Annotated in this window: 16 protein-coding genes; 9 read left to right on the top strand and 7 right to left on the bottom strand. The window is 73.0% G+C overall.

Translation table 11 applies throughout. From position 1 onward, the window contains the following. The first annotated feature begins 4 nt into the window (after window positions 1-4). A complete protein-coding gene (locus WME95_RS28970) occupies window positions 5-1363 on the top strand; it encodes an SGNH/GDSL hydrolase family protein (RefSeq protein ID WP_437902596.1) in 1359 nt (452 codons plus the stop codon). Window positions 1364-1429: 66 nt separating this feature from the next. Here WME95_RS28970 and WME95_RS28975 read toward each other — a convergent pair whose 3' ends face one another. Further along, entirely contained in the window at window positions 1430-1885 is a 456-nt protein-coding gene (locus WME95_RS28975) for a GFA family protein (RefSeq protein ID WP_437902597.1), read from the bottom strand. Between the two features lie 113 nt (window positions 1886-1998). Next, window positions 1999-2454 (bottom strand): GFA family protein, encoded by a 456-nt coding sequence (locus WME95_RS28980; RefSeq protein WP_437902598.1) that lies wholly within the window; start codon window positions 2452-2454, stop codon window positions 1999-2001. 137 nt (window positions 2455-2591) lie between these two features. Here WME95_RS28980 and WME95_RS28985 point away from each other — a divergent pair, with 137 nt between their 5' ends. Then, window positions 2592-3572, top strand: coding sequence for a helix-turn-helix transcriptional regulator (locus WME95_RS28985; RefSeq protein WP_437902599.1), 981 nt, complete (start codon window positions 2592-2594; stop codon window positions 3570-3572). Between the two features lie 107 nt (window positions 3573-3679). Here the strand turns inward: WME95_RS28985 and WME95_RS28990 are convergent, their stop codons facing one another. Together WME95_RS28990 and WME95_RS28995 are read right to left on the bottom strand one after the other, a co-directional pair. Further along, complete coding sequence (locus WME95_RS28990) at window positions 3680-4315, bottom strand: hypothetical protein (RefSeq protein ID WP_437902600.1); 636 nt, start codon at window positions 4313-4315, stop codon at window positions 3680-3682. 128 nt (window positions 4316-4443) lie between these two features. Beyond that, window positions 4444-7917: a protein kinase domain-containing protein gene (locus WME95_RS28995; protein ID WP_437902601.1), complete on the bottom strand. Its 3474-nt coding sequence runs from the start codon at window positions 7915-7917 to the stop codon at window positions 4444-4446. A 549-nt stretch (window positions 7918-8466) separates the two neighbouring features. On the opposite strand from WME95_RS28995, the gene WME95_RS29000 reads away from it, so the two are divergent. Genes WME95_RS29000 through WME95_RS29010 form a run of 3 tightly spaced genes read left to right on the top strand, consistent with a single transcriptional unit; the run spans window position 8467 to window position 12427 of the window. Then, the gene (locus WME95_RS29000) at window positions 8467-8781 is read left to right on the top strand and encodes a hypothetical protein (protein WP_437902602.1); all 315 of its coding nucleotides are present in this window, start codon (window positions 8467-8469) and stop codon (window positions 8779-8781) included. After that, window positions 8778-10166: a hypothetical protein gene (locus WME95_RS29005; protein ID WP_437902603.1), complete on the top strand. Its 1389-nt coding sequence runs from the start codon at window positions 8778-8780 to the stop codon at window positions 10164-10166. The genes WME95_RS29000 and WME95_RS29005 overlap by 4 nt, the downstream gene beginning before the upstream one ends. Continuing rightward, a complete protein-coding gene (locus WME95_RS29010) occupies window positions 10163-12427 on the top strand; it encodes a hypothetical protein (RefSeq protein WP_437902604.1) in 2265 nt (754 codons plus the stop codon). Before WME95_RS29005 ends, WME95_RS29010 begins: the two co-directional genes overlap by 4 nt. A 40-nt stretch (window positions 12428-12467) precedes the next feature. Here the strand turns inward: WME95_RS29010 and WME95_RS29015 are convergent, their stop codons facing one another. Next, window positions 12468-13781 (bottom strand): sigma-70 family RNA polymerase sigma factor, encoded by a 1314-nt coding sequence (locus WME95_RS29015; protein WP_437902605.1) that lies wholly within the window; start codon window positions 13779-13781, stop codon window positions 12468-12470. A gap of 424 nt (window positions 13782-14205) precedes the next feature. On the opposite strand from WME95_RS29015, the gene WME95_RS29020 reads away from it, so the two are divergent. After that, complete coding sequence (locus WME95_RS29020) at window positions 14206-14718, top strand: hotdog fold domain-containing protein (RefSeq protein WP_437902606.1); 513 nt, start codon at window positions 14206-14208, stop codon at window positions 14716-14718. Between the two features lie 345 nt (window positions 14719-15063). Beyond that, the gene (locus tag WME95_RS29025) at window positions 15064-16563 is read left to right on the top strand and encodes a hypothetical protein (RefSeq protein ID WP_437902607.1); all 1500 of its coding nucleotides are present in this window, start codon (window positions 15064-15066) and stop codon (window positions 16561-16563) included. 86 nt (window positions 16564-16649) lie between these two features. Here WME95_RS29025 and WME95_RS29030 read toward each other — a convergent pair whose 3' ends face one another. Both WME95_RS29030 and WME95_RS29035 read right to left on the bottom strand, forming a co-directional pair. Further along, window positions 16650-17969, bottom strand: a complete 1320-nt coding sequence (locus tag WME95_RS29030; protein ID WP_437902608.1) for a DUF5690 family protein — start codon at window positions 17967-17969, stop codon at window positions 16650-16652. A gap of 669 nt (window positions 17970-18638) precedes the next feature. Further along, a complete protein-coding gene (locus WME95_RS29035) occupies window positions 18639-20021 on the bottom strand; it encodes a hypothetical protein (RefSeq protein ID WP_437911129.1) in 1383 nt (460 codons plus the stop codon). 171 nt (window positions 20022-20192) lie between these two features. Between WME95_RS29035 and WME95_RS29040 the strand changes: the two genes are divergently transcribed. Both WME95_RS29040 and WME95_RS29045 read left to right on the top strand, forming a co-directional pair. Next, complete coding sequence (locus WME95_RS29040; protein ID WP_437911041.1) at window positions 20193-20546, top strand: BON domain-containing protein; 354 nt, start codon at window positions 20193-20195, stop codon at window positions 20544-20546. Window positions 20547-20904: 358 nt separating this feature from the next. Beyond that, window positions 20905-24504 (top strand): Kelch repeat-containing protein, encoded by a 3600-nt coding sequence (locus tag WME95_RS29045; protein WP_437902609.1) that lies wholly within the window; start codon window positions 20905-20907, stop codon window positions 24502-24504. Window positions 24505-24531: the final 27 nt, after the last annotated feature.

The raw sequence follows: 24531 nt of genomic DNA on the forward strand, positions 1-24531 counted from the left end.
GCCGATGGCAGATAGACAGAGACATCACGGGATCACCTCAGCGCGCCGCGACGCCCGGCGCTCCTCGCTCGAGCTGCTGGCGAAGATCGGCCGCTCATCGCGGGTCTCCCTCATCGCCGCGGTGGCCACGCTGATCACCAGCGCGCCGGGGCGCCCTGCGCTGGCCGCGGACAAGGCGCCCGAGGGGCGATGGGTCGCTGGATGGCACAGCAGCCCGACGCCGGGCGGCACGTTCAACTCGCAGGATTGTCCCTCGGACGTCGGCCTCGCCGACCAGACGGTCCGGAACATCGTCCGCGTGAGCGCCGGCGGGAGCTCGGCGCGCGTGCGCATCTCCAACGCCGGCGGCAGCGAGCCGCTCAAGGTGGGCTCGGCGTCGGTCGCGCTCTCGGCGGGTGGAGCCGCCACGGTCGCGGGGAGCTCACTGCCGCTGCGCTTCGCAGGCCAGACCTCGATCGTCATCGCCGCGGGCGGCGAGGCGGTGAGCGACCCCGTGGCGCTGAAGGTCCAGCCGCTGCAGGCGCTGGCGGTGAACGTCTACCTTCCGGGCAAGACCGGGCCGATCACGCAACACTACTTCGCGGCACAGGACAACTTCCTCGCTTCGGGCAACCAGACAGGGAACGGCGCCGACAAGCAATTCACACGGAAGATCTCGTGCTGGATGGCGGTGTCGGGCGTCGACGTCAAGGCCTCGCCGGACGTCGTCGGCACCCTGATCACGCTCGGCGATTCGATCACGGATGGATACCTGTCGACAAAGAACGACAACCATCGCTACCCCGATTACCTCGCGCAGCGCCTCGCCAGCCGGAAGGGACCGACCCTCGCCGTGGCGAACGCCGGGATCATCGGGAACGAGCTGCTCACCGTCCGTCCCCAGCTCCAGTTCGGGTACCCCGTCCCTGCCCGCCTCGCGCGCGACGTGCTGACCCAGCCCGGAGCGCGCGCGATCATCTTGCTCGCAGGCATCAACGACATCGGCGACCGCTCCGCCAAGGCCGCGGATCTGATCCCGGCGATCCAGCAGATCATCCAGTCTGCCCGCGGCGCGGGGCTCAAGATCTACGGTGGAACCCTGGTGCCGTTCGCCGGCTCGAACGGCACCTACAAAGGTGACTACGGGACCGCCAAGGGCGAGCAGGAGCGGCAGAAGCTGAACACCTGGATCCGCACGAGCGGCGCCTTCGACGGGGTGATCGACTTCGACAAGGCCCTGCGCGATCCGGCCGATCCGAGCCGCCTGCTCCCGGCCTACGACGCGGACAAGCTGCACCCGAACGACGCCGGGTACCAGGCGATGGCGAACGCCGTGGACCTGGACGCGATCATCAACGCTGTCGTCAAGGGCGCCTCTCCGTAAACATCGAGTCCCCGGCGCCGCCGGCCCGGGGCGCTCGGCAAGCGCCCGTCAGCGGCGCGCTCCGGCTCACGCTCGCTTCGCGGCGGAGAACGGATCCACGTACGTCGTGGCGCCGATCTGCTCCCAGGTGTCGTGAAGCCCGTCGAGGTACACCACCGGGACCCCGGTGAGGTCCGCGTCATCGAGGCAATTCAGGTTCACGGAGCAGAACTCCCCGCCGAGCTCCGGGATGTTCCCGTGCCCGAAGACGCGGATACCGCAGCTCTTGCAGAACCGGGCATGGCCGGCCTCGTGCCGCGAGTAGTCGCCGAGGACCTCCTCGCCGGCGACCAGGCGGAAGGCGCTCGGCTTCACGAGGGTGCCCCACCACCTCGTCTTCGTGCAGATCGTGCAGTTGCACTGCGTCGTCCCGGCGCTCGGGTCGAAGTCGGCCTCGAAGCGGACGGCGTGGCAAGCGCAGCTGCCCTTGTAGGTCCGGGGGCCGGCGTTGGTCGTTGTGTGCTCGGAAGCGGCGTTGCTCATGGGCGGTTGCTCCAGGGATGGGGGGCGCGGCGCCTTCGGGCGCCTCGCCCCTGGGATGAGAGGAAGCTAGACTGGATTGCGGACAGATTCGGTCCGCAAGGAGAGAGGCGGTATCAAGCTCCTTGTGCGGCGCGGAACGGGTCCACGTACGTCGTGGAGCCGATCGGCGCCCACGTGTTGTGGAGCCCGTCGACGTACAGCACCGGAACGCCGGTGAGGTCCGCGTCGTCGAGGCAGTTCAGGTTCACGGAGCAGTAATCGCCGCCGAGCATCGGGAGGTGCCCGTGCGCGAACACGCGGATACCGCAGGTCTTGCAGAACCGGGCATGGCCGGCCTCCGATCGCGAGTGGTCGCCGAGGACCTCCTCGCCGGCGAGCAGGCGGAAGGCGCTCGGCTTCACGATGATGCCCCACCACTTTGTCTTCGCGCAGATCGTGCAGTTGCACTGCCCCGTCCCGGCGCTCGGGTCGAGGTCGGCCTCGAAGCGGACGGCGCGGCAAGCGCAGCTGCCCTTGTAGGTCCGGGGGCCGGGGGTCGTCGTTGTGTGCTCGGAAGCGGCGTTGCTCATGGGCGGTTGCTCCAGGGATCTGTGGGGCGGGGGCCGTGGGGCTCGTCGAGGCGCGCCTTCGGGCGCCTCGCCCCCGGGATGAGAGGAAGCTAGACTGGATTGCGGACAGATCCGGTCCGGAAGGAGACAGGCGGCACATGGTCCAGACCTCCGCGCGGCTGCTGAAGCTCTTGTCGCTGCTGCAATCCCGGCGCTTCTGGACGGGGGGCGAGCTGGCCCGCGAGCTCGCGATCACCGAGCGCAGCGTCCGGCGCGACGTGGACAGGCTCCGGAGCCTCGGGTACCCCGTCCACGCGGCCACCGGCATCGGCGGCGGATACCAGCTCGGCGCCGGGAAGGAGCTGCCGCCGCTGCCGCTCGAGGACGACGAGGCCGTCGCCGTCGCCGTGGGGCTGCGCGCGGCGGCGACCGGGCCCGTGAGGGGGCTGGAGGAGGCGTCGGTCCGCGCGCTCGGGAAGCTGGAGCAGGTGCTCCCCAAGCGGCTCCGGCGCAAGGTGACCGCGCTGGGCGCGGTGAGCGTGCAGCTGGTCGACGGCAGCCCCACCGTCGACGCGGACGCGCTCGCCGCCATGGCGAACGCGTGCCGTGACGCCGAGGCGCTGCGCTTCGACTACAGCAGCCACAGCGGCGCCGCGAGCACGCGCGCCGTCGAGCCGTACCGGCTCGTGCACACGAGCCGCCGCTGGTACCTGCTCGCGTACGATCTCCAGCGAAGCGCCTGGCGGACGTTCCGCGTCGATCGCATCCAGGGCAGGCCGAAGGCCGCGGGCCGCTTCAAGCCGCGCCCGCTGCCCGCGGAGGACGTGGCCGCCTACGTGTCGAAGTCGATCTCCACGGACGCTTACCCGATCCGCGCGCGCGTGACCGTGCACGCCCCCGCGCAGGCCGTCTCGGAGCGCCTATCGGGCGTGGCGGGGCGCATCGAGGCGCTGGCGCCGGACCGCTGCGTTGTCCACACCGGCGGCGGGAGCCTGGACGCGCTCGCGTTCCACCTCGGGTTCATGGGGTTCGAGTTCGAGGTGCACGAGCCCGAGGAGCTCATCGACCAGCTCCGCCGCCTGGCCGAGCGCCTCGGCCGGGCCGCGGGGCGGAGCGGGACGGGGCGGCGGGAGAATTGAACAGGGAGACGGGGAGACAGGGAGTATTTTGATGATTTCCCTCCCCGTCTCCCCACCTCCCTGTGAACTTTCCGAAGAATTTAAGTGGATGCCTCAGGGTCGCGACGTCAGGTCCAGTTGCAGAACTCGAGCGAATCCGGGTCCGATGCGACCTGGACTTCCACTTCAGAGCAGTCGACAGGCTCGTAGGAGTCGAACCCCTCGCCAGGCGGCGCCGTGACGCACTTGCCGCAGCCGAACCCGGCCGGGAAGCTCTCGGACCAGTCGAACCCCTGGCCGGAGCCGTCACGCCAGACGATGACGTGCCGCGAGCTCACCCCGAGGAGCGCTGTATCGAGCACGTCGGCGTCGATCTCGCCCACGGGCACCTGGGTGCCCGGCGCGAGGAGCATGACGAAGCCCATGCCGACACCGTTGCTGTTGAGCGCCCCGCGCGGCGGCGCCGACCCGAAGCCGACGGTGAACGTCGCGCCGGAGAGGCTCCCCTCGCCGAAGTTGAAGCCGTAGTCGGGGCTGGACGAGCTCACCACCCAGACGACGGCCACCACGGCGCCCTCTGGAGCCGTATCCCCCGTGATCGGTCCGGTGACCGTGAATCCCCCCGCCCCGCCACCCTCTCCCGTGCTGCCGCCGCCGCCCTCTCCCGCGCTGCCGCCCGGGCCTCCCTGCGTGTCATCGGAGCATGCGGGCAAGGCGACCATCATCCCCATCAACCCTGCGAACAACCATCGTGCGCTCTTCATATCCACCATCGAGCACAGCGCGCTCGATAACGGAAGCGAACCGCACTGTTTCCAGGGCGCAAAATCCTGCTCGATCCGCGCCGTTCACTCCTGTTGAAGAGCTGTTCCCTCACGCTACGCGGACGGGCTCACTCCGAGAGCGCCGTCGCGATCGTCGCGTCGAGCCCGGCGCCCCGGCCCTCGAGGAAGCGCGCATCGTCGACCGCCGCCCCCAGCGCCGCGCGCGCGGCCTCGACGCACGCCTCGAGCGCCGGCCGCTCGATGGGCGGCACCGGCGTGCCGATGGCCTCGCGGAGCGCCGCGGCGCCGCCGAGCAGGCGCGCGCCGCGCTCCGCCTTCCCCGCCCGCACCGCCGCGCACGCCAGCGCCTCCAGGACGCTCGCGGAGCGCCAGAGATCGCCGAGCTCCCGGTGCAGCCGCAGGCTCGCCCGCAGGCGCCGCTCCGCGAGGGCGAGATCGCCGCGCTCGATGGCGATGAGGCCCAGGATGTTGCTCGTCCAGGCGATCCCCTCCTTGAATTTGACCTGCCGCGACAGGCCCTCGCTCTCCTCGCAGAGGCGGACCGCCTCGCCGAGCTCCCCGCGGTAGAGCGACGCACAGCCGAGGTAGAGCAGCGCCGTCGCGGTCCCCTCGCGATCGCCCGCGCGGCGGAGCTCCGGCAGGGCGAGGCGGCACGCGCCCTCCGCGCGCGCGGTGTCGCCCGAGAGCCACGCCGCGAAGCCCGAGTAGCCGAGCGCGCGCGCCGCCTCGAGCGTGTCGCCGCGGCGCGTGGCCAGCGCGAGGCTCTCGCCGTGCAGCGTGAGCGCGCGCTCGTAGTCGCCCTGCTCGCGGGCGACGCTCCCGAGGATCTGGATCACCGACGCGAGCCCGCCCTCGTCCCCGAGCTCGCGGTAGAGCGTCGCGCCCCGCTCGAGCAGCGCGCGCGCCTCGCGGTAGTCGCACTGGAGGAGCGCGAGCCTGCCCGCGCCCCGGAGCGCCGACGCCACGTGCTCGGGCGCGACGCCCCCGGCGCCCGCGAGCGCCCGGCCGAGCCACGCGCGGCCCTCCTGGTAGTGCCCGTGGATGTACCAGAACCGCGAGAGCGCCGCGGCGAGGCGCACCGCGGCGCCCGCGTCGGCGCCCGCGAGCGCGAGCTCCAGGGCGAGGCGGAGGTTGTCGTGCTCGAGATCGAGCGCCGCGAGCCACGCGGCCTGCTCGGTCCCGCCGAGCGCCTCGGCCGCGCGATCGGCGAGCTCCAGCGAGAGCTCGACGAAGCGCCGGTTGCACGCCTCGGCGGCGCCCTCCTCCACGAGCCGATCGAGGCCGTACTCGCGGAGGATCGTGAGCATCTGGAACCGCGGCTCCTCGCCCGCGACCTGGAGCACGAGGCTCTTGTCGATCAGCGACTCGAGGATCCCGAGCGCGTCGAGCGCCGGATCGCGGAAGGCGCACATCTGGTCCGCCATCGCCAGGGAGAAGCCGCCCGCGAACACGGCGAGCGTGCGGAAGGCGAGCTGCTCCTCCGGATCGAGGAGGCCGTAGCTCCAGTCGATGGCGGCGCGCATGGTCTGCTGGCGCTCGGGCAGATCGCGCGCGCCGCCCGTGAGCAGGCGGAACGAGCCCGCGGGCGCGGAGGCGCGCCCGGCCGCCCCGCGGTCGCCGAAGCGCGAGAGCAGCGCCGCGGGGGTGAGGACCCGGAGGCGCGACGCGGCGAGCTCGATCGCGAGCGGCAGACCGTCGAGGCGCGCGCAGATCTCCACGATCTCCGCGGCGTTGTCGGGGCCGAGCTGAAAGCCGGGCTTGATCGCGGCGGCCCGGCGGCAGAACAGGCTCACCGCCGAGCTGGCCAGCGCGGCGTCGACCGTGACGTCGCGCGGCTCCGGCACCTCCAGCGGCGGCACGACGTAGCGCCGCTCGCCCGAGAGGTTCAGCGCGGCGCGGCTCGTCACGAGGAGCGAGAGGTGCGGGCAGCTCGCGGCGAGGTGCGCGATCGCCGGCGCCGCGGCCGTCAGGTGCTCGAGGTTGTCGAGCAGGAGCAGCAGGCGGCGGTCGCGGAGGAACTGGACAACGCGCTCGAGATCCGGCCGCGCCCCGCCCTCGCCGAGGCAGAGCGCCTGCGCGATCGCCGAGGGCACCAGCGCCGCCTCGCGCAGCGACGCGAGGGGCACGAAGCAGACGCCGCCGGCGAACGCGGGGACGAGCTCCTCGGCGACCTGGAGCGCGAGCCGGGTCTTGCCGGTGCCGCCGACGCCGGTGAGCGTGAGCAGGCCGGCCTTGGGCTCGAGCAGGAGCGCGGCGATCTCGGCGCGCTCGCGGGCGCGGCCCACGAACGGCGTGCGCTGGACCGGCAGGTTGTGGCGCGGCCGCTCGGCCTCCGGCGAGCCGAACAGGCCGAGCGGCGGCGTGCTGGAGAAGCCGGGCGGCGGCGGCGAGGTGCCGAGCGGCGGCGTGCTGTGGGAGCCGAGCGGCAGCGAGGCGCCGGGCGGCAAGGTGCCGTGGGGGCCGAGCGGCGGAGCACCGTGGAGACCGGGCGGCGAGGTGCCGTGGAGGCCGGGCGGCGAGGTGCCGTGGAGGCCGGGCGGCGCCAAGAAGCGGTCCGAGTCGCGGTGCGCGCCGCCGGGGAGCGCCTGGGGCGGGGCCTCGACCGTGCCCGCGAGCTCGATGGTGTCGGTGCTGAGCATGTCAGCGGGCACGCCGCCCCGGCGCGACGCCGGCCCGCCGGCGCCGGGCGGCTCGGCGGCCGCCGAGGAGCCCTCGAGCGCGGCGCGCAGCGCGAGGCTCTGCTGGCGGACCGAAGGGAAACGCCCGGCCGGGTCGCGGTCGCACGAGCGCAAGAACCACGCGTCGAACGCGGGCGGGAGCCACCGCCAGCGCGTCGACGGCGGGTAGAGCCGCATCACGAGGAGCGCCGCCATCAGCTCGGCCATGCTGTTGGCAGTCCAGTAGATGTCGCCGGTCAGGAGGCGGACGGCGATGAGGCCGATCGCCCACACGTCCGCCGCAGGGCCTATCTGGTCCGAGCGCCCGCGCGCCTGCTCGGGGGCCATGTAGATGGGCGTGCCGATCGCCGTGCCCGTGGCGGTGATCCCGCCCGACGCGCCGAGCGCGCCCGGCTCGACCGCCTTGACCAGGCCGAGATCGAGGATCTTCACGCGCTCCCGCCCGTCGTCGCCGATCGCGAGGAAGAGGTTCGCGGGCTTGAGATCGCGGTGGGAGAGGCCCCGCGCGTGGGCGAGCTCGAGGGTCTCGGCGACCTCGCCGAGCCAGCGCTGCACCTCGCCGGGCGAGCGCCTGCCCTGGGTGGTGACGAGCTGCTCCAGGTCGTGGCCCCGGAGCAGCTCCATCACCAGGAAGGGGGCACCGTCGAGCTCTCGGGCGAAGCCGGCGTCGAGCATGCGCACGAACCCGGGCGCGTCGAGGAGCCGCATGGCCCGGATCTCGCGCTCGAACCGGGAGGCCGCCGCCGTGCCGGCCGCGTGCGTCCGGAGCAGGACCTTCACCGCGACCTGACCCCCTCCGTCGAGGTCGTCGGCCATGTACACAACGCCCGCGCCGCCGCGGCCGATCTCGCTCAGGAGACGGTAGCGGCCACCGAGGACGAGCGGGCAATCCGGAGAGAGCATGAGGCGGCCGCGACTGGGACGAGCGCGGGAGGGGCCACGGCGCCGGCAGCTTACCACACGGGGCGCCGACGCCCCGCCATCGGCGGCTTCCGTTCTGCGTCGATGTCCCGGTTCGATGCTCACCGCGCAACGCTCCCGCGCGACGCGTCCGCGGGGCGCGTCCGCGTGAGGGAGAGGGCATGTCCATGACGTCGAACAGCGCGATCGCGCTGGTGGTCGGTGCCACCGGACAGGCGATGTCCACCAGCACGCCGCGCGCTGCGCGCCGGTCCCTCCTCGAAAACGATCGTCGCGCGAGGCCTGCCCTCGCCGCGGCGGGCCCGGTCGCAGCGGCTCCGCCACCGAGAGCGCAGGACCACCTCGGCCCCGCGTGCCAGCGCCGCGCGAAGCGCTCCCTCGCATTGCGGGAAGCGGGTATGCTCGGCGCCGCGTTGGAGGGATGGCGCCGAGCACCAGCGAGAGCCCGCGCTCCGGCGCGACCCGCGGCCACGGAGCCGGCGCTCCGCGGCCCGGAACGCCGCCCCCCGCTGCTCGCCACGAGAGAGCTCCATGACCAGCACCGATGACAAGAGCGACGTGTTCCTCATCCCGATGCCCGGCAAGCGCGTGGCGCGCATCCCCGTCGCGGTCCTCGAGCGCTACCTCGACGAGGCCACGCGCGTCGTGCACGACCCCGCCGAGCCGGAGAGCGACGTGACCGCCCACGGGATGTCCGTCGACGCCGCGACGGGCGCGAGCGTCTGGCACACCGAGTGGGAGCTCGGCCCTTGCGACTACACCGACGAGAGCGGGTTCCCGCAGAGCGCCTACGCCTGGCACCGCCACCCGCTCGGGACCGAGTACACCGAGATTTACCAGAAGTGAGCGCGCCCCGGCCGGCCGTGCCCCGCTCCTGCCCGCGCGCGCCTCGCGCGCTCCACGCGAAAGCTCGCCCGCGCCGCCCACGCCTGCTGAGCGCGCCGCTCCTCGCGGCGGCCGCCGGCACGCTCCTCCTCGCCTCGCTCGCCCCGGCCTGCATCGAGCGCGGCTATCCCCTCGCCGGGAGCGGGCAGGTCGAGCTCCGCGCCGACGTCGCCGGGCCGCTGTTCGCCGCCGACACGCTCGACGAGGCGGGCAAGCCGGTGCTGCCCCGCCAGAGCCCCTGGCGGACCGCGGTCTCGCTCAAGCTCACCGAGGCGAACGAGCCGGCGTACGGCGGCTACGTCGAGGTCCGCGCCGTCCCGAGCGAGGCGCTCGCGCTGCACCCCGCGGGAGACGACCAGGAAGCAGGCGCCTCGTGCGCCGTGAAGGACGGCGCGTTCCGCTGCACCGCAGGAACCCAGGGCTACGCCCGCTTCACGGCCGCCTCGGAGGGCGACTGGTCCGGCGAGGCGCGGCTCGTCGTCTCGTGGGCCGACCGCACCGAGGAGCTCCCGATCACGATCCTCCCCGCGGGCTTGCCGGAGGACGCCACCAACTTCGCGCTCATCGCGGGGGGCCTCGGCGACAGCGACCGGGTGCTCGCGACCTACGTCCCCCTCATGTGCACGATCGGCCCCCTGCCGGACGATCTCGGCGCCACCTGGCGGCCGGGCGCGATCCGGGCGCGCGAGGCGCGCGTCCGCGCGTCGCCTCCCCTGAACGCGCCGGGCGTCGTGGAGCACGCGCCCGTGATCATCGAGTCGCTGCACAGCGAGGCCGCCCTCTCGCTCACCCCCGATTGCCGCGAGCGCACCTCGCGCCTGCGCGTGCTGCTCGGCGCGACCGGGGAGAGCCCGCCCTTCATCCTGTGCTTCAGCGACCTCGGCGGCGAGGTGAAGATCGCCGTGAGCTCGGGGCAGAAGGCGCTCGACCCGATCCCCACGCTCACCGTCGACCCCGAGCCGCGCCTGCTCCGCGTGCGCGCCCTCCGGAGCGTCGTCGCCGCGGGGACGCCCGGCGATCTGTTCGAGGTGAGCGCCTACAACGCCGAGCGCGTGCGCATCGCCGTCCCCGTCGACCTGACCGTCGGCGACGACCAGGTGATCGCGCTCGGCGAGGCGTCCGTGACCCTGCGCGGCGAGGACAGCGAGGCGACGATCATCCAGGGCGTCGCCGTCGCGCCGGGGACGACGACGCTCCGTGTGACGCCCCGCCTGCTCGCGAGCCCGGAGTGCTCCTCCGAGCCCATCACCGTCACGCCGGAGCCGGAGCCGGAGCCGGAAGAGGACACCGAAACGGAGACTGAGCCGGAGCCGGAGCCGGGCGCCGGAGGGGGAGGCTCGCCGTGAGCGCACGCAGATCCGCCATGTTCCTGTCGGCCGTGGCGCTCGCGCTCGCGATCGCCGCGCCCGCCGCCGCGCCGGCGCAGGACGATCCCGAGACGGACACCGGGGAGACCGGCGACGAGGAGACACCGGAGCCGGCCGCCATCCTGAGGCGCCCGACCGACGCGACGCCGATGGCCGTCCCCGCCGACTTCGGCGGCAGCCTGCAGGTCGTGCGCGCGCCGGCGGGCACGGCCAGCGCCGCGTCGTCGGCCGGCGGGCCGGAGATCTTCCCGGACGCGCGCCGCGTCTGGATGAGCGTCCGCGACACCGATCCGGTCCCGATCGAGGCCGCGCGCCGCGGCGGCCGCTGGCTGTGCAGCGGCGGCGGCTGCGCCGCGCAGACCGGCGATCCCGGGCAGAGCCCGATCGGCGACCAGATGCTGCGCTCGATCAAGCTCCAGACCCCGACGCTGCCCCTGCCGCTCACGGTGTGGGGGCGGCTCACCGAGGACGGCCAGCGCCTGCTCGATTTCGACCCGGTGCTGCTCGGCCGCCGCTCGTACCGGCACGTCTGCGCCTACCGCCCGGTCGCCGACGCCCCGCGGTCTCCCGTGGGCGCCCCCGTCGCGCCGGGCGCGCCGTCGCCGCTATCGCCTGATCGCGTGGACGTCTGCCGCGACGGCCGGCCCGAGCCGCCGCCGGCCGACGCGGGTGAGCTCACGCTGGGCATGCAGTGGCCGAAGCAGTCGGAGATGGCCGATTTCCACTACCTCGCCATCGTCGACAGCTGCGGCAACGCCCGGGTGCAGCCGTTCCAGCGCACGTTCACCGTGCCGGTCCTCGAGGTCGCCTCGGGCGGCTGCGGGCGCCCCGATGGCAAGGTCCTCCGCGTCTTCCCGGGCGGCGGCTGGCTCCGGGTCACCGCCTTCAACCTCCACGCGCCCGCGGCGGCCAACGTCGTCAACGCGACGTACCGGGTCACCGTCCCGCCGCTCGAGAACCTCGTCGAGTCGAACCCCGCGCGGCTCCTCTTCCCCGATCCGCTCGCCGACGACCTGAAGGTCGACTGCGGCCCCACGCCGATCGCGCCCCGCACCGACGCCGGGAGCCTCCCGCCGCCCGGGAGCACCCGTCCGCCCGGGCCGCGGGGGGCGTCCCCTGCCCCGCCGGGGGATCGGGGACCTGCCGGCGCGAATGGACGGCTCCAGGGCGGCGCAGGCGCCGGCCGGCGGCCCTCGACGGCGGCGCAGGCCGGTCCGACGGCGCAGCCCGGCGCGGCGGCGCAGGCCCCCCCTCCGGCGCAGGCCCAGCCCCCGGCCGGGCTGCCGCCGCCTCGCCGGGCGCCCGACGTGGATCCATCGCGCCCCGGGCCGCAGCCGCTCGCGCACGGCGCGGTCGTCATCTCGCCGGCGCCGCTCCGGCTGGGCAACTGCCGGATCCGGCTGACGGGCCAGGCCAAGAACCGGCTCGTGGCGCCGCTCGCGCTCCATGTCTCGCTGACGCGCACCGATCAGATGCGGGGCGGCACGCCGATCGAGCTCCTCCAGAACGGCACGTGGATCGTCACGCCGAGCAGCGCGGAGTTCCCGATCCCGCCGCTCGCGGAGGACTTCGACGGGGACGCGCGGCTCCGGCTGGCCGTCTACAGCGATCCGCTGAGCCCGCAGGGCAAGGTGGTGCTCGTCTCCGACGCGGGCCGCGTGGCGAGCTCGCTGCGCTCGAACGAGCCCGGCGAGCCGGAGCGCGCCCGGCGCCTCGTGGGATCGGTGGCGATCCACTCGGTCCCGCTGTGCGGCGAGGACAACTTCCAGACGCTCGAGGCCGCGGGGACCTGCTTCCGCGCGTACCTCACCGTCCCGGCGATGCTGGCGACGCTGCAGGTCACCCGCGCGCCGTGGGTGGAGAAGCCCCTCGTCACGCGGAGCGTGCTCAGCGCCGTCGGCGTCGCGCTCGCGATCGACCGCTACGACCCGGTGGAGCGCCGGGCCTTCCCGGTCGCGGCGCAGCTCGGCGGCTTCGTGCAGACGCTCGGCGAGGGGCGGGTCGGCCTCCTCGGCTACGTCGGCGTCGCGCCGACGATCCCCATCCTCGGCTCGGGCGGCAACACAACGTCGTTCGGCTTCCTGGCGGGGCTCGGGCTCGAGTACATCACCAACGAGGCCGGGCCCGACGAGGGGCTCAAGCCCGCCGCGTTCGTGTCCGCGGTCGTGCAGGTGGGCCAGGCCGCCCCGCAGGTCTCCACGAGCGGTCGGGCGAGCTTCGGCACCTACGCCGGCGACTGAGCCGCCGCGGCGCGGGGCGCGCGGCGGCCCGGTCGCCCGCTCACCGGGGGTTCAGGATCATGTCCAGCTCCTCGATCGCCTGCCGCTGGATCGCGGTATCGGGCCGCACCTCCTCGAGCAGGGCGCGCGCCTCCGGGTAACGCTTCGCGATCACGAACGCCCGGATCCAGAGCACCTTGCGCTCGGACGCGAAGAGGGTGTTCGGCATCTCGCGCTCGTAGCGCTGGAGCGCCGCGATCGCCCGGTCCGCATCGCGCGCCTGCAGCGCCTCGGTGACCGCGTCGAACAGGGCGATGTCGTGATTGCTGCCGGGCCCGTCGATCTCGATCTTGAGCTTCTCGATCGTCTCGGCGGCGACCGGCGCCGGCGCGCGCTCCCCCCGGTCGCGCGGCGGCACGCGCGCGCGCCGCTGGGCCGGGGCGCTCTGCCGCGGCGCCTCGACGGGCGCCGGGGCCGCCGGCGGCGCGACGGGCGGCGCCGGCGGCTCGGCGGGCGGCGCCGGCGGCTCGGCGGGCCGGCGCGGCGGCATGGCGGCGACGAGCGCGGGCACGACGTGCCTCACCTCCTGCGGAGGCGGCGGCTCCGGGGCCCGGAGCGCGAGCCAGGCCGCCCCCGTGGCCGCCGCGGCCGTGGCCGCGACGGGCGCGGCGACGCCCAGGGTCGGCAGCTGGACGAGCTTCGCGAGGCCCTTGAGCCACGTCGCTGCGTCGCTCAGCGCCTGGCCGACGCCCCCGGCGGCCTTCCCGGCGCTGCCCGCCTCGAGCGCCCCCACCGACTCCTGCACGCCGCGGAGGATCGAGACCCGGACGTCGTCGGGCACGCGCGGCGAGATCCGCGCCGTGGCGAGGAGCGCCGCCAGATCCAGGGGCAGCACGACGCGAAAGCCCTCCCTCTTCCGGTCCTCGCGCCGGCGCTTCACGACGATGTCGTGGAACAGGCGGATGGCGCGCGCGCGCCACTTGTACGCGGTGGACAGCGGGATGCCGCGCTGCTGCGCGAGATCCGCCATCGGGGTGCTGTGGAGATCGTGCCCGACCAGGATCCAGTGCGCGTCCGCGTCGAGCTGCTGCATGAGCTCCAGCACGACGAGCCGCTCCTGATCCGAGATCAGCAGCTCTTCCGAGGTCTTGGCGGGGTCGACGAGGGGAGGGAGCTCCTCGTCGGGCACGAGCTCTTCGTAGCGGTGCTGGGCCCGCTGCAGGTAGTGCGAGGCCGTGTGGACCGTGATCCTGTTCAGCCAGCGCTCGGGCCGGGAGATCTCGGGGTTGTATTTGTTGAAGCTGAGGTACGCCGCGAACAGGACCTCCTGCGCGAGGTCCTTGCGATCGCGCAGCGGGACCCCCAGGCCCGTCAACCAGCGCCCTACGAGCGCGGAGGTTTGCTCACGAAAGAGAAGCTCGAAAGCGCGCTCTTTCTCGGGTGGGCCACCTTGGCCCGGACGTCGAGGTCTTGTCATACACAAGTCCAGTTCCGGGCACGGACGCGAGATTGCCGCCCGAAGCAGGCCACGCGCGACGGACGGGGGGCCGGACGGCTGCTCACGGGCGTCCGGAGGCCGGAAATCCGGCAGAATCCTCGCGACAACGGGGCGCCGGGGCGCTCCGGATCCATCCGATTATCGAATAGCATTCTGAAGTACAATTCATGCCGAGAATGAGTCGTGCTGCGCCCAGGTTGCGGCGCGAGAGGCGCCGGGACGCACCGGCTGGCCGGGGATTCCGGGTGCGCCCGCGCGCGATTCGAGGCAGGCTGCCGCCCCCGCCCCGCGGATCCAGCGCATGAAGCTCACCGACTTCTCTCTCGCATCGATCGCGGCGAGCTCGCGCCGCAACACCATCCGCGACGTCTGGGACAAGCTGAGCCCCCTGCCAGGGGGCAAGCGCCTGTTCAGCCGGCTCATCGGCGCGATGGCCCCGTACACGGGGACGATCCGCGCCGAGGTCGAGGTCCTCGAGCGCGGCCGCGCGGAGGTGTCGATGCGCGACCGGCCGGGGCTGCGCAACCACCTCCGCTCGGTGCACGCCGTCGCGCTCGTCAACCTCGCCGAGCTCACCGGCAACACGGCGCTGTCCTACGCGCTGCCCGATGACGCCCGGTTCATCGTCGCGGGCCTCTCGATCGAGTACGTGAAGAAGGCGCGCGGGACGATCCGCGCCGTCTGCGAGTGCCCGCTCCCGGAGAGCAGCGAGCGCAGGGAGTACGATATCCCGGTGAGCCTGCGCGACGCGACGGGGGCCGAGGTCGCCCGCGCCGTCCTCCGCAGCCTCGTCGGTCCGAAGAAGCAGCCCTGAGCCCGGCGCCGCGCCGCCCTACGGAGCCCCCCCGGCGCTCCCGACCCCTGCATTCCGGCAAAGCGCCACGCGCCGGAAGCCCCCGCTGTACTCCAAAGCACGCTGCGCTCCGGCCGAGCCCTAAGCTCCGGAGCAGAGGTGTGCTCCAAAGCACCTTACTGACCGGAGCAATCCTGTGCTTCGGAGCAATCCTGTGCCCGTGAGCACACGGTGAGCTCAGCTATCGCCTGGCCTCCCCTGAAGCCTCTCACCCCGTCGCACACCGAGCCAGAGCGCGGACAGGAGGACAGAGGGTTCGAGTCAACGCGCTCGACAAAGCGCTTCCAGGGTGTTTCGATTCTTCTCATGAGGAACCGGTCAACGAGGGTGGCGCTCGCCGCGACGGGGATCAGCGTGATCTTCGCGGCGTGCGGGGGGTCCGATGGCTCGGTCTCCGCCGGCGGAGCCGGCGGGGCGGGTGCCGGAGCCAGCGCGGGGACAGGCCCGGGGAATGGTTCCGGGAATGGCTCGGGGAATGGATCTGGAACAGGCGGAGCAACGAGCACCGGATATGGCACCGACGGGCCTGGCGAGATCACCACCGGGCCCAGCAGCGGCGCCGGCGAGGGCGCCGGCGGCGAGGCGTCGTGCGCCGGGGAGACGAAGACGGCGGAGCTCGTGCCGCTCGACCTCTACATCATGCTCGACTCGTCGGGGTCGATGAGAGATCGGCTCGCGACGGGCGGCACCAAGTGGAGCGCCGTGACCGACGCGCTCGAGGCCTTCTTCACCGACCCCAAGTCGGAGGGGCTCGGCGTCGGGCTCCAGTACTTCCCTCTGCTGAACGCCGGCCAGCCCATGAGCTGCAGGACCCACCAGGAGTGCGGCATCAGCGGGCCGTGCGCGCTCCGGGCCTGTCGCAGCTCGTTCGACCCCCGCACGAGCCTCCAGGTCTGCGTCGCCGACTCGGACTGCCCGGACGGCGACGAGTGCATCGACATCGGCGTCTGCTCCCAGAACACGGACGTCATCTGCAGTGACATCGGCGCGCGCTGTCCCAACCGCGCGGGCACGTGCAACAAGGTGTCCCGGAGCAGCTGCGCTCACCCGTACTCGTGCGTCACCGAAGACTACGCGACGCCCGCCGTCTCGATCGCGCCGCTCGACGCCGCCTGGGCCGACGAGCTCATCGGGTCGATCGACCGGACATTCCCCGACGGGGGCACGCCCACCGCTGGCGCCCTGTCCGGCGCGATCGCCCAGGCCCGGGCCCACGCCGAGGCGAACCCGACCCACAGGGTCGTCACCGTGCTCGCCACCGACGGGATGCCCACCGAGTGCAATCCCACGTCCGCCGACGGCATCGCGGAGATCGCGGCCGAGGGGCTGAGCGGCTCGCCGAGCATCTCGACCTTCGTCATCGGTGTCTTCGGCAGGGACGACGACGGCGCCCAGGACACGATGAACCGCATCGCCGAGGGCGGCGGGACGACGTCGGCGTACTTCATCGACACGAGCTCCGACGTGACGCAGGCGTTCCTCGACGCGCTCAGCGAGATCCGCGGGACGAGCCTCGCGTGCGAGTACCAGGTCCCGGCGCCGTCCGCCGGGCAGACGCTCGATTACGGGACGCTCAACGTCCAGCACACGCCGCCGGAGGGCAACGCCCCGTCGACCATCTTCTACGTGGCCAGCGAGGCGCGCTGCGACGCGACCGCCGGCGGCTGGTACTACGACGTCGACCCCACGACCGGCGGCACGCCGACCAAGATCGTGATGTGCCCCGCGACCTGCACCCGCTTCCAGGCGGGCGGGCAGGTCCAGCTCCAGGTCGGCTGCAAGACCGAGATCCCGCCGATCAACTGAGCCCTTCCCTCACCTCGCCGGCGCCGCGCGCCCGCTATAGCTCGCCCGCGCGGCCTGCAGCTGGTAGCGCGTGGCGCGCGGCGCGCTCAGGCGTCGAGCGCCGCGGGCCGCACCGTGGCGGACGGGCCGCGGGTGCGCAGCCAGAAGTACGCCGCGGACGCGGCGAAGAGGGCCCCGCAGAGGAACGCGGTCGCGTAGCTGAAGCCGAGGAAGAACTCGAGCCACGAGCGCTTCGCCTGGCCAAAGCTCTTGTAGAGCAGGAGCGCCACGCTCCCGAGGTAGCCGAAGGCGTCGGCCGCGGTGATCAGGAATCCCGCCGTCGCCACCGAGCCCACGGCCGCGATGAGCCGGTCGAAGAGGACGCAGTTGTACGGGACGTACCCCACGTAGAGCCCGAGCCCGACGCTGATCATCCAGGCGACGGGGCCGATGACGCCCGCCTGGTAGAGCGCGGTGCTCAGCCCCGCGAGCGCCGCCCCCGCGACCATGACGCCGTGGATCGCGACGAGCGCCGCGCGGTTGTTGCGGATGCCGATCATCACCGCGACCGAGAGGAGCGCGCCGATCGCCACGGGGATCTCGGCCGTCGTCAGGATGGCCGGCTGGTCGGTGTAGCCGAGGGCGTCCCAGATCTCGCGGGCGAAGTTGTCCCGGAAATCGCGGTAGGCGGTGAGGACGACGTAGCCGAGGACGAGGGTCGCGAGCCCGCCCCCGTTCGCGAGGACGAACGCGCGGCGCGCGGCGCGGTCCATCGGCGCGCGCCGGGTCCGGAGCGCCTCGTCGTCCACCGAGGGCGGCGGGATCTGCGCGAGCATCCACACCGAGAGGAGCAGCGGCGGGAAGAAGAGGGCCCCCGTCACCGCGGGCATCCACACCTCCGGGACCCCCCAGCCGAGCGTGATTTTGCCGACGGTCTTCACGAAGCCGCTCGCGACGATGAAGCTGGCGCAGAGGCCGGCGCCGAGCAGATCGCTCACGCGGCGCCCCTCGAGGAAGCCGAAGACGAGCCCCCAGACCATGCCGAGGGGCAGGCCGTTCAGCACCAGGAAGACGGCGGCGTACGGGGCCGGCGCGAGCCCGAACAGGACGAGCGCGACCTCGCTCACCCCGATGCACGCGAGGATGGCGAGCGCGCGCCGCTCGGGCGGCATCTCGGAGACGACCTTGATGCCAAGGAACTTGGAGGCGCAGTACCCGAGCACCTGGGCGATGATGTAGAGGCTCTTCAGATCGAGCGCGGGGAGCAGCGGCAGCGCGACCATCCCCTTGTACGAGCCGACCGCGAACGGCTTGCGGAAGGCGTACATGCAGAAGTAGGTCGCGAACGCGGCGATCACGGCGAAGGCCGTGAACACCGGCGCAGGGGCTCGCTCGAGCCATTTCGTCACGCTTCGCTGGGCCGGCATGGGAGCTCCGAGGGAGGCGCGAGGGTAGTCGCGGCCGCGCGGCGCGCGCATGGATTTTCGGCGAGGAGCGGGCCGGGCTCCCGCCCGCACACGAACACGCGAACCGCGGATCTCGCCGCGGCCTGCGGAGCGTCCGGCCGGTATACCGCGATGGTCACATTTCTCGCCTTCCGCCTTGCTCTTTCTTCTCCCGGCTCGTGTCGCGGCTCGCCCCTCGTCGCATCGCTTTTTCGATCCTCGCGCTCTGTCTCTCGCGCCTTCCGTGGAGCGCCCGCGAGCGTGCGGCGTTCGAGGAAGCTCATCGGCGATCGACGAGGCGGGCTCATCGGCTGGACTGTAAGGCGGCCTCATCCGCATAGCCATGGTCGAGCTCGGATGCCCGAGAATCAACATCTCGGTGAGAAACGCCGCGGCGTGACACGGAAAACCGTGTGACATCGTCCGTCGGCTCCCGAGCCACGCTCAGGGGAGGCCCTAATTCATGATGTCGTGACTGTGGCACAACGTCTCTGTGAGACGCTTTGGTCGCTCCGGCATGGGGCGCATCGCACCTCGCAGGGGGCCTCACGGGGCGAAAACTCCCTGAAAACGGAGCGAAATACCGCCCTCGCCGTCCTGGAACACCCCTTGCGATGTCGGATCGCGCCGGGGCGTCGGGGCCCTGGATCTTCAGCCCACGCGGCGCCGGACAGGCACGCACGACAGGCGGCCCGATACGGCTGTCCTCCCGCACGCTCGTGCGTGGTCCGAACGTGGCCCGGATGTGGCCCGGATGTGGCCCAAATGTGGCCCAAATGTGGGTCGAGCGTCGGCTGGATCACGGGAGAGGAGCGGCCCAGTTTCGCTGCCGTGTCGCTCTCCTCGCAAGAAAGGCGGAGAGTCATGCCGAATCGTCAGGGATGGATCGACGAGGAACATAACGATGGGCCCGGGCGCGACGACGAGCGATTTGGGCCAACCCAGGGTCAGCGAGGCGATGAGCGATATCGTGGCGAGCGCGGAGCGAGCGGGGATGCTAGTTACGGGCATCGTGGCAACTACGAGCAAGTCCTCCAGCAGGACGATCGGCGCCCTTCCCGCGGAGGTCACGATGATTTCCGCGGTCGCGCCGATCAGCGAGAGTCTGTCGGACGCGGCCACGAGGGCGAGCGCGGCGGCGAGGGCGACCCGCGCTGGCGCGGCCACGGCGAACGCGGCTACGAGGGCCGACAGGATCGCGCCTGGGGGCAGCGCGAGGACGCCCAGCGTGAGGCCTGGGGCGGCCAGCGTGATGACTTCCAGCGAGGAGGTCGAGACGATCTTGGCGCCAGGCGCGGCTTCGGCGGCGGCCAGGGCGGCTTCGGCGGCGGCCAGGGCAGCTTCGGTGGCGGCCAGGGCGGTCACGGCGGCCAAGGTCACTTCGGCGGCGGCCAGGGCGGCTACGGCGGCCAAGGCGGCTTCGGCGGCGGCCAAGGCGGTTACGGCGGCGGCCAGGGCGGAGTCGGCGGCGGTCAGGGCGGCTTCGGTGGCGGCCAGGGCGGCTTCGGTGGACAGGGCCACTTCGGCGGCTACGGCGGAGAGGGATCCGGCCGCGGCCAGGGCGGCTTCGCCGGTGGCCAGGGCGTCTATGGCGATGAGGGCGGACAGGGCCGCTTCGGCGGACAGGGCCATCTCGGCGGACAGGGTGGCTTCGGTGGCAGCCAGGGCGGTCATGGCGCCGGTCAGGGCCACTTCGGCGGACAGGGTGGCTTCGGTGGCAGCCAGGGCGGTCATGGCGCCGGGCAGGGCCACTTCGCTGGCCAGGGTGGATTCGGCGGCCAGGTTGGCCAGGGCGGCTTCGGCGGACAGGGCCACTTCGGCGGCGGCCAGGGCAGTGAGGGCGGCCTCGGAGGCCAGGGTGGATTCGGTGGCCAGGGTGGATCTGGTGGCGGCCAGGGCGGCTTCGGTCGCCAGGGAGGCCTGGGCGGGGTCCAGCACGAAGGATACGGAGCCCGCGGCGGCCTCCGGCAGTGGGCCGACGACGAGCGCGGCTGGAACGAGCGGCCAGGACAGCAACGCGGGTACGAAGGCCACGAGTCGTCCTTCGGCGGCGATCAGGGCCGTTCCCCTCAGCCCTACGGCGGACAGGGATCCGGCGGACAGGCCGCAGGCGGCCGCAGCTTCCTCGAGACCGTTCGACAGGGCGGCGGGCTCAGCGGCTCGCGTGGTCGCCCGCCCAAGGGGTACAAGCGTTCGGACGAGCGGATCCGCGAGGATATCTGCGACCAGATCTCCGATCAGCCGGACCTCGACGCGAGCGACGTCGAGGTGAAGGTGCAGAGCGGCGAGGTCATCCTCTCCGGGACCGTCCGCGAGCGTCGCTTCAAGCACCAGCTGGAGGCGCTCGCCGAGCGGATCTCGGGCGTGGTCGACGTGCGAAACGAGATCCGGCTCCACCGCGAGCAGCAGCAGGGCGAGGCGAGGACGAGCGCGGGGTCGTCGTCGAGCGAGCGCGCCGCCGCGAGCACGAGCGGCGTCACGGCGGGCTCCGCGACCTCCATCGGCGCGACGTCACCCCCGGAGACGAAGAACAACGAGTCGCGCCGGAACGCCTCCTGAGATCCGGCGCGAATGGCCCAGGTGGGCGGGCCGCCGCGCTGCGGTCGATCGCGGGTCGAGCGCGCGGCACACGTGGCGGCGGGAGCCGCCGCAGCCACGCCTGGAGCGACAAGCGGGTTGAAGCCGCACGCAAACAGCGATTTCCCAGCGTGAAACGATGAGATCGTGCCAAAATGAGCTGCTTGCTGCCGTGTCGACGGCACATCGGGCGGCGTGCCTGGCGGCGTCAGGCCGTGTCATGGCGGCGGCGGCGACGGTGCTGGCTCTCCGCCCGACATTCCGCTCCAGGAGCGTGTCCTCGACGCTCTGAACTTTCGTGCCACCGCGAGCAACAGAAGGCGGCGGAGGCCATCGGGACATGAGATCGATCGGAAGGCTCGGGAGCGCCGCTGCCTGGGGGTTCGTCATGCTGTGCTCGGGCGTCGCGTCGGCGGCCAGCGCGCCGTCCTGGGAGAGCGCGCCGCCGATGATCACCCCGCGGGGCGAGCATACGGCCACGGTGCTGAAGGACGGCAGGGTGCTCGTCGCGGGGGGATACCCGGAGCTGGACGGACCGCCCTACACGACGAGAGAGGCGATGAGCCTCAAGGCGGTCGAGATCTATGACCCGGCGACCGGGACATGGTCGCCCGCGGCGCCGCTCCTCCAGGCCCGCAGCGGACACGCGGCCATCCTGCTGCCAGACGGCCATGTCCTCGTGGCCGGCGGCAGGATGATGAACGCACAGGCCCAGGGAACCTCCCTGTCTTCGGCCGAGATCTACGACCCGATGACCGACACCTGGACGCCCGCAGGGCCGCTGTCGATACCCCACCCCGCGCCCTCGATGATGCTCGCCGGCGGCAGGCCGGTGCTCGTCGGGCTGGCCTGGCAAGACGTCTACGACGAGTTCGATGGCCAGTTCGTGCTGCACTATTACCAGAACGCAGCCATCTACGACCCGGAGTCGCGCGGCTGGACGGACCTTCCGCACTGCGACGCCGTGGACCGGTGGGTGAGGCTGCCTTACAGGCCCCAGCCTGTGAGCGCGACCCTGCTCCAGGACGGCCGCGTGATGGTGGCCGGAGGCGGCTGCAGCCTCTATGACCTGGAGACCCAGCTCTGGACCTGGGAGCTGGGCGCCGTGAAGCCGACGACCGAGCTTGCGTATCCCGGCGCGACGACGCTCCCGGGCGGCGGGGTCCTGGTCGTGGGAGGCACCCTCCCCGCCGGCTCGGCCCCGGAGATTCACGCCTTCTCGCAGCTCTACCTGCCGCAGGACGACCGCTGGGAGCCGACCCCGGGACCGTATGCTCCGGCATCGAGCCCGTGCGGGCAGGACTCCTCGGGTATCCAGGGGATGCGCACCTCGCTGCTCCCGAGCGGAAAGGTGCTGTTGACCGGAGGCGTGGAGCCCTGCAGGTCCGCGGGCTCGACAGCGTCCGTCGTTCCTTTCTATGCGACCCAGGCGCTCTTCGATGAGGCGACCCTCTCCTGGTCGAGCCTCGATCTGGCGCCGCCCGTGACCATGGCGCGCGCCTACCATTCCTCGACGCGGCTCAACGACGGCAGCGTGCTGATCGCCGGCGGCTACGTCGACGCCGCGACCGCCACGGCGTCTGCCGTGCTCTTCCGCGAGCGCTCGCCGCTCGGCGGGGGCTGCGACGCCGACAGCGACTGCGGGAGCGGCTTCTGCGCGGACTCGGTCTGCTGCGACGCGGCCTGCGCCGGGCCCTGCAACGCCTGCGCGGCGGCCTCGGGCGCGTCGCAGGACGGCGTCTGCACCCCCCTCGCCGGCGTCGCCTGCGACGACACGGACGCGTGCGTCGTCGGGGGTGTTTGCGAGGCGGGCGCGTGCGTCGACGGCGCGGCCGCGCCGGACGGGACCCCGTGCAGCGACGGCGACGTGTGCTCCGCGGCCAGCGCTTGCGTGGGCGGGGCTTGCGTGGAGTCGAGCCTCGCGGTGTGCCTGCCCGTCGATGACTGCCATGAAGCGCCGGTGTGCGACCCCGCGGCGGGGTGCGCGGCGCCCGCGTCCGCGAAGCCGGACGGTGCGCTCTGCGACTTCCCGGGCTCCGCCGAGGGCTGGCAGGCGACGGGGCGGATGGGCGTCCTCCTCAACCTGCCTGCGGCCACGCTGCTCCAGGATGGGACGCTGCTCATGATCGGGTACGGCGAGACAGGCAATCCGCCGCGGTGGAACGATGTCTGGCTCCGCTACGACCCGAGCACGGGCTCGTGGCAGCCCCCCGAAAAGATGAACGTGTCGAGGCGCCCGTCGAGGCTCGTAACGCTTCCGGACGGGACGGTCCTGGGGATCGCCAATAGCGTGCTCCGGCGCCCCTCGCAGACGGTGCGATTCGACCCTGCGACGGGCGTCTGGGCGCCCGCCGCGCCCACCCTCGTGTCGCGCCAGATGACCGACGCGACGGTCACGCCGCTCGCGGACGGCCGGGTGCTCGTCGCCGGCGGCGACGGCAACGTCGACGGCGGCGGAGAAAAGGTCGAGATCTACGACTCCGTCACGGACACGTGGACCCTGGCAGCGCCCATGAACGTCCCGCGAAGCCGCGCCAGGGCGACGTTGCTACAGGACGGCAGGGTCCTCGTCACCGGCGGTGACAGGCAGTCCCAGAGGATGAGCGCGGAGATCTACGACGCGGCGACCAACACGTGGACACGCGTCGCCTCGATGCGCTGGAGTCGCAGCTCACACGAGGCGACGCTGCTCCTGGACGGCCGGGTGCTCGTCCTCGGGGGACGAGGAAGCGGCGGAGACAACATGAAGACGGGCGAGATCTACGATCCGGCGAGCGACACGTGGACCTCGACCGGAGAGATGGTCGAGCAACGGGGGTACCCCAGCGCGGCGCTCCTCGCCGATGGCAGGGTCCTGGTGATGGGCCTCCCGTCCGCATCCGGAGCCGACGACGGTGCCTTCGCCGCCGAGCTCTACGACCCAGCGAGCGACACCTGGACGCCCGCGCCGGCGCTTGACGTGATGCATCAGAGTGCCGTGATGGAGCGGCTCCACGACGGCCGCATCCTGATCGCCGGCGGCGGTACGACGTATCAACGTCTCGACCATGCGTGGCTCTATGTCCCAGCGCAGCCGGCGTCGCCCGGGATGTGCCAGAGCGGCGCCTGCGTGCCCGGCGGAGGCGGGGGCGAGAGCGCTGGCGCGGGGGGCGGCAGCGACGGCGCCGGCGGCGGCACCACGGGCGAAGGCGGCGGGGCCGTGAGCGGCAGCGGCGGTGCAGGCGGCACGGCCGCGGGCGGCCACGGCGGAGGCGGCGACGCCAGCGGCGGCGGTGGCGGCGCCGGCAACGGCGTAGGCGGCGGCGACACCAGCGGTGGTATCGGCGGCGGTGCCAGCAGCGGCGGCGACACCAGCGGTGGTATCGGCGGTAGCGCCAGCAGCGGTGTCGGTGGTCATCCGGACGGCAGCGGCGGCGATGGCAGCAGTGGCGTGGGTGGCAATCCAGGCGCCGGCGGCGGCGACGTTGGCAGTGGTATCGGTGGCGATCCAAGCGGCGGAACCAGCGGCGGGGGCGACGGGGCCGCTGGCGGCGATGACGCCGCTGCCTCGGCCACCTCCTCCTCGGGCGCCGGCGGCGCCGGCGGCGACGCCGCGTCGAGCACCTCCGCTTCGTCCGCCAGTGCCGGCGGCGGAGGTGGAGGCTCGTCCAGCGCTACCGCCGCGAGCTCTTCCTCCGGCGCTGGCAGCTCAGGCGACACCGGTGTCACCACCACCGGCAGCGCCTCCTCTTCCGGCGCCGACGCCGACAGCCCCGACAGCAGCAGCGGGTGCAGCATGAGCGGCGACCCGACGCCGGCGGGCACGGCGGCCGGCTCCGCGTGGCTCGGCGCCCTCGGCCTGCTCTGCTGGTCGCGGCGCCGGACCCTGAAGGGGAAAAAACATCCTCCGAGTCCACGCCGCCCGCCGTTCCGCTCCAGGAGCGCGTCCTCCACGCCCTGAATTTTCGCGCCACCGCGCGCAACAGAA

This window comes from Sorangium sp. So ce327, assembly GCF_051530205.1.
Taxonomy (GTDB): Bacteria; Myxococcota_A; Polyangia; order Polyangiales; family Polyangiaceae; genus Sorangium; species Sorangium cellulosum_B.

Coding starts and splice junctions, on each gene's coding strand:
- WME95_RS28970 (WP_437902596.1), top strand. CDS start 5: ATGGCAGATAGACAGAGACATCACGGGATCACCTCAGCGCGCCGCGAC.
- WME95_RS28985 (WP_437902599.1), top strand. CDS start 2,592: ATGGTCCAGACCTCCGCGCGGCTGCTGAAGCTCTTGTCGCTGCTGCAA.
- WME95_RS29020 (WP_437902606.1), top strand. CDS start 14,206: ATGAAGCTCACCGACTTCTCTCTCGCATCGATCGCGGCGAGCTCGCGC.
- WME95_RS28975 (WP_437902597.1), bottom strand. CDS start 1,885: ATGAGCAACGCCGCTTCCGAGCACACAACGACCAACGCCGGCCCCCGG.
- WME95_RS28990 (WP_437902600.1), bottom strand. CDS start 4,315: ATGAAGAGCGCACGATGGTTGTTCGCAGGGTTGATGGGGATGATGGTC.
- WME95_RS29030 (WP_437902608.1), bottom strand. CDS start 17,969: ATGCCGGCCCAGCGAAGCGTGACGAAATGGCTCGAGCGAGCCCCTGCG.
- WME95_RS28980 (WP_437902598.1), bottom strand. CDS start 2,454: ATGAGCAACGCCGCTTCCGAGCACACAACGACGACCCCCGGCCCCCGG.
- WME95_RS29045 (WP_437902609.1), top strand. CDS start 20,905: ATGAGATCGATCGGAAGGCTCGGGAGCGCCGCTGCCTGGGGGTTCGTC.
- WME95_RS28995 (WP_437902601.1), bottom strand. CDS start 7,917: ATGCTCTCTCCGGATTGCCCGCTCGTCCTCGGTGGCCGCTACCGTCTC.
- WME95_RS29025 (WP_437902607.1), top strand. CDS start 15,064: ATGAGGAACCGGTCAACGAGGGTGGCGCTCGCCGCGACGGGGATCAGC.
- WME95_RS29000 (WP_437902602.1), top strand. CDS start 8,467: ATGACCAGCACCGATGACAAGAGCGACGTGTTCCTCATCCCGATGCCC.